Below are 4,559 nucleotides of genomic sequence, written 5' to 3'. Positions count from 1 at the left end.
CGTCCGGCCTCATGCTCCCAGTATCCAGGACCCGCGGCCTTCACGCATCGGTCATCTGGACCGTGGCGCGGTGGGGGCGGCCCGCACGCCGCCCCTCCCTTACTGCGCCGGAGCGGCCTGCGCCGGAGTGGCCGGAGCCAGTTGACGCAGGCGGCGCTGGGCCACCTGGGCCTCGGCGGAGCCGGGGGCCTCGGAGACGATCTGCCCGCAGACCTCCGCACCCTCGGCGCTCCGTCCCTGGGCGTACTGCGACTCGCACAGCCGCGAGAGCAGGGACAGCCGTTCGCTGCCACGGGCCCCGGCCGCGAGCGCGGCGCGCAGGAGCTGGGACTCGCGCACGCGGTCACCCTGATCCGCGGCGTCCTGGGCCTGGCGGGCCAGGTCGCGCGACGTCATCGCATCGGCGCGGGCCGACTTCTCCACGGACTTGGGCTTGGCGACTTCCTGGAAGCCGCCCTGCGGCGTCGGCTCGGGGGCCGCGGCGCCCTTGCCCGGGGCGGCCTGTTCGCGACGGACGGCGTTGGTGGCGGGCGCTGTCGGCGCGGGGGCCTGGGCCTGGGGCGCGGAGGCCGGCGGCGGTGGAGGCGGCGCACCCGCCTCATCGGCGAGCCCGTCGTCCGCGGAAGCACCCCGTCCGTAGGACGACGACGCACCGCCCAGCCGCAGGGACCCGCTCACCTCCTGCTTCAGGGCCTTGTCGCGGGCCGGGCTGTCACGGTCCAGACTCGCCACCTTGGAGGGCGCTTGTTTCGCGAACGCGTCGCTCTCCTCGCTGTCCTCCTTCAGCTCCAGCTCCGCCGGAGCTGGCGCGGCGGTCGCAACCCCTTCCGCCGCCTCCTTCTGGAAGCTGGGCATCTTCCTCTTCGCGACCGGGCTCCCCCCGCGGCGCCGCTCCAGCATCGCACCACCGCTGCCCGCGTTCATCCAGTCCGAGGGCCGGCCGCCACCCGCCTTGCTTCCGAGGGACGCCATCTGATCCCTCGCGGAGCCCAGGGGTTCACCCATCATCGGCTCTTCATCCCTGGGCACGGGCGCGGCGGACGGCGTGGGAGCAGCCGCCACCGGGGCGGGCGCCGCCTGGACTTCCGCGGAGGCGTACGCGTCCTTCTTCGACTTGAGGGCCTCCTCGCGCGGGGCCTTCTGGATCAGCTGCGGCTCCAGCTTCACGCCCTTGCTGACCTCCAGCGTCAGCAGGCCGAAGGTGCTCACCGTGGCCAGGCCCACCGCGGGCAAGAGCCAGCGGCGCCAGCGCGAGGGCTTCGGCTCCGGACCGGCGGCGGCGCGACGCGCGGACTGCTGCGCGTACGCCAGGAGCGACTCCAGTCCGGCGTCCGGCGCGGGCTCCACCGACAGGTGCGCCATGGTGGAGCGCACGCCGCGGATGTCCGCCAGGGACTTCGAGCAGCGCGCGCAGCCCTGGACGTGCTGCTCCAGCGACTGCGCCTCTGACGGCGGCAGTTCGCCGTAGGCGAAGTCGAGGAGCCGGTCCTCGTGTGCATGCGCATTCTGGGCACTCATCCCGCCACCGTCCTTCCATCCTCCGACAGGTCGCCATCCACGCCCAGCTCTCCCAGGCGACGGCGCAGGCCCTCCAGCGCGTAGCGCATCCGGCTCTTCACCGTGTTCTCGGACACGCCCGTCACCTCGGCGATCTCCTTGAACGGGATGCCGCTGTACTCACGCAGCACGAACACCTCGCGCTGCTCTTCCGGCAGGCCCGCGAGGGCCCGCTCCAGCAGGGGCCGCAGGCGCGCGTTGTGCGCCCCGCGCTCCGGGCTGGCCCCGGAGTCCGGCAGCCCCTCGCCCAGCGGACGTCCCTCGTCCCCATCCGCACCGGCCACGGGGGCTTCCAGGGACGTCGTCTGGCGGTAGCTCTCTTTGCGCGTGCTGTCCACGCAGAGGTTCCTCGCGATGGTGTACAGCCAGGTCGTGAACCGGGCCTTGGGCTCATACTCCCGGGCGCTGCGAACCACCTTGAGCCACGTCTCCTGCAGCACGTCCTCCGCCCGCGCCCGGTGCCCGACGAAGCGCAGGATGAAGTTGAACACCGGCGCGCGGTGCTTCCGCATCAGCGTTTCGAACGCGCGCGCGTCCCCTGCCTGGAAGGCGAGCATCAGCCGCTCGTCTGAGGTTTCGGGTGCCAACTCTCCCCCAGTGCCATGAAGCCACGGGTGCCATCCCCTTCCCGCCCATTGCCTGTAACGGACAGGCACGCGGGAAAGGTCTAATCCGGCCGTGGTCGCCGGTAAGTGGCGAGAATGACAGGGACCGCCACCCCTGTCACCAGAAGCGCCTGCGCCAGCAGCACCGCCGGCAGCGGGCGCTGCACGTGGAGGTACAGCGAGCGGCCAAGCCCCACGCCCAGCAGCACGCCCGTCAGGGTGCGCACCGCGTTGTGGCCGGCCGCCGGACGGAAGCGGCCCACCGCCCAGTCCACGAGCGCCGGCAGCGTGAGGCCGAGGCCCACCGGCACGTCCCACGCCCACGCCAGCGGTGCCCGCAGGGCGAACAACCCCAGGAAGACGGCGGCGAGCACCGGGTACGTGCCCAGGCAGCGCGCGCAGACGCGCACGCCCGCGAGCACGTACGTGCGGTTGTACTCATCCGCGTGATGGTGGCTGAGCCAGAACACCGGCACCTCCGTGGGACGCGGGCTCGGAGCGCTGGGCATCCCCTTCCGCCAGGAAGCACGCGGCGGCGTGGCCCCCACCCACCGGGTACAGCGGCGGCGCTTCACGCCGGCAGCGCTCCATCACGTAGGGGCAGCGCGGGTGGAACGCGCAGCCGGACGGAGGAGACAGGGGCGAGGGTGGCTCGCCCGGCAGCAGCAGGCGCGTGGGGGGACGCTCCGGATCCGGCACCGGCACCGCGGACAGCAGCGCCTGCGTGTACGGGTGGCGAGGGCCCGCGTACAGCGCGCGCGACGGTGCCACCTCCACGATGCGGCCCAGGTACATCACCGCCACGCGCGTGGACACGTACTCAACAATCTTCAGGTCGTGCGCGATGAAGACGTAGGTGAGCCCGCGCTCGCGCTGCAGGTCCACCAGCAGGTTGACGATCTGCGCCTGGATGGAGACGTCCAGCGCGCTGATGGGCTCGTCCGCCACCACCAGGTCCGGTCGCAACGCGATGGCACGTGCAATGCCGATGCGTTGACGCTGCCCACCGGAGAACTCGTGCGGGTAGCGGTGCCGGGCCTCGCGGGGCAGCCCCATCGCGTCCAGCAGCGCCAGGACCTCCTCCTCGCGCGCCGCGCCCCGGGCGAGCCCATGGATGGCGAAGGGTTCCGCGAGGATGTCCCCCACCGTCATGCGCGGGTTGAGCGAGGCGTACGGATCCTGGAAGACGAGCTGCATGCGCCGCCGCAGGGGGCGCAGTTGGCGCTGGGACAGCCCGGTCAGCTCCCGACCATCGATGCGGATGGAGCCGGCCGTGGGCTCCAGCAGGCGCAGGAGCGCGCGCCCCAGGGTGCTCTTGCCGCAGCCGCTCTCCCCCACCAGCCCCAGCGTCTCGCCGCGCGCGACGTCGAAGGACACCCCGTCCACCGCGCGCACCGTGCCTCGCGTGCGCCCGAGCCAGCCACCGCGCACCGGGAAGTGCACCTTCAGGTCGCGCACCTGGACCAGCGGTTCGCTCATGGCGCGGGCACCGGGTGGTGGCAGGCGGCCCACTGGCCTCCGCGCTTGGGCTCCAGCGCGGGCGTGACGCGGGCACACAGCTCCGTGGCGCGGTCGCACCGGTCGCGGAACGCGCACCCGGACGGCAGCGCGCCCAGCGAGGGCACCATGCCGGGGATGGCCTTCAGGCGCCGCCGCTCGCCGTCCACCGCCGCGCCCGCGTCATGCAGGGACGGGATGGAGCGCATGAGGCCCGCAGTGTACGGGTGCGCGGGCCGGGCGAACAGCTCGCGCACCGGGGCTTGCTCCACGATGCGGCCCGCGTACATCACCACCACCGCGTCGCAGCTCCCCGCCACCACGCCCAGGTCGTGGGTGATGAGCATCACCGCCATGTGACGCTCGGCCTGCAGCCGCTTGAGCAGTTCGAGAATCTGCGCCTGGATGGTGACGTCCAGCGCCGTGGTGGGCTCGTCCGCGATGAGCAGCGCCGGGTCGCACGCGAGCGCCATGGCGATCATCACGCGCTGGCGCATGCCGCCGGAGAGCTGGTGCGGGTACGCGTCCACGCGCTCCCCCGGGGCTGGGATGCCCACCTGCCGGAGCATCTCCACCGCGCGCTCGCGCGCCTGGGCCCGGGACGCCTTCAGGTGCAGCCGGACGCCCTCGCCAATCTGCTCGCCCACGGTGAACACGGGGTTGAGCGACGTCATCGGCTCCTGGAAGACCATGGCCACGTGCCGGCCGCGAACGCGCCGCATCTCCGGCTCCGGCAGGCTCAGGAGGTCCTCCCCCCGGAAGCGCACCTCGCCCGCGACGATGCGTCCGGGCGGCTGGGGAATGAGCCGCATCACCGACAGCGCCGTGAGGCTCTTGCCGCAGCCGCTCTCCCCCACCACCCCCAGCGTGCCGCCCGGACGCATCGTCGCGGGCGAGGTG

Annotated in this window: 5 protein-coding genes; all 5 read right to left on the bottom strand. The window is 73.1% G+C overall.

Going from position 1 to position 4,559, the window contains the following annotated elements:
• Positions 1-99: 99 nt before the first annotated feature.
• The gene (locus tag D7V93_RS38645; RefSeq protein ID WP_120648079.1) at positions 100-1,518 is read right to left on the bottom strand and encodes an anti-sigma factor family protein; all 1,419 of its coding nucleotides are present in this window, start codon (positions 1,516-1,518) and stop codon (positions 100-102) included.
• Positions 1,515-2,144: an RNA polymerase sigma factor gene (locus tag D7V93_RS38640; RefSeq protein ID WP_120648078.1), complete on the bottom strand. Its 630-nt coding sequence runs from the start codon at positions 2,142-2,144 to the stop codon at positions 1,515-1,517. The genes D7V93_RS38645 and D7V93_RS38640 overlap by 4 nt, the downstream gene beginning before the upstream one ends.
• A gap of 80 nt (positions 2,145-2,224) precedes the next feature.
• Entirely contained in the window at positions 2,225-2,632 is a 408-nt protein-coding gene (locus tag D7V93_RS38635) for a DUF2085 domain-containing protein (protein WP_120648080.1), read from the bottom strand.
• Positions 2,601-3,641 carry an ABC transporter ATP-binding protein gene (locus tag D7V93_RS38630; RefSeq protein WP_208723294.1) on the bottom strand — a complete coding sequence of 347 codons (1,041 nt, stop codon included), beginning with the start codon at positions 3,639-3,641 and terminating at the stop codon, positions 2,601-2,603. The genes D7V93_RS38635 and D7V93_RS38630 overlap by 32 nt, the downstream gene beginning before the upstream one ends.
• Positions 3,638-4,559, bottom strand: a 922-nt coding sequence (locus D7V93_RS38625; RefSeq protein ID WP_147451563.1) for an ABC transporter ATP-binding protein, incomplete at its 5' end; no start/stop codon positions are given. The genes D7V93_RS38625 and D7V93_RS38630, both read right to left, overlap by 4 nt.

Origin of the sequence: Corallococcus llansteffanensis (genome assembly GCF_003612055.1) — a bacterium.
In the GTDB taxonomy this organism is placed as follows: domain Bacteria; phylum Myxococcota; class Myxococcia; order Myxococcales; family Myxococcaceae; genus Corallococcus; species Corallococcus llansteffanensis.
Note: the sequence above shows the minus strand (reverse complement) of the source record. Positions and strands in the feature narration are given on the sequence as shown.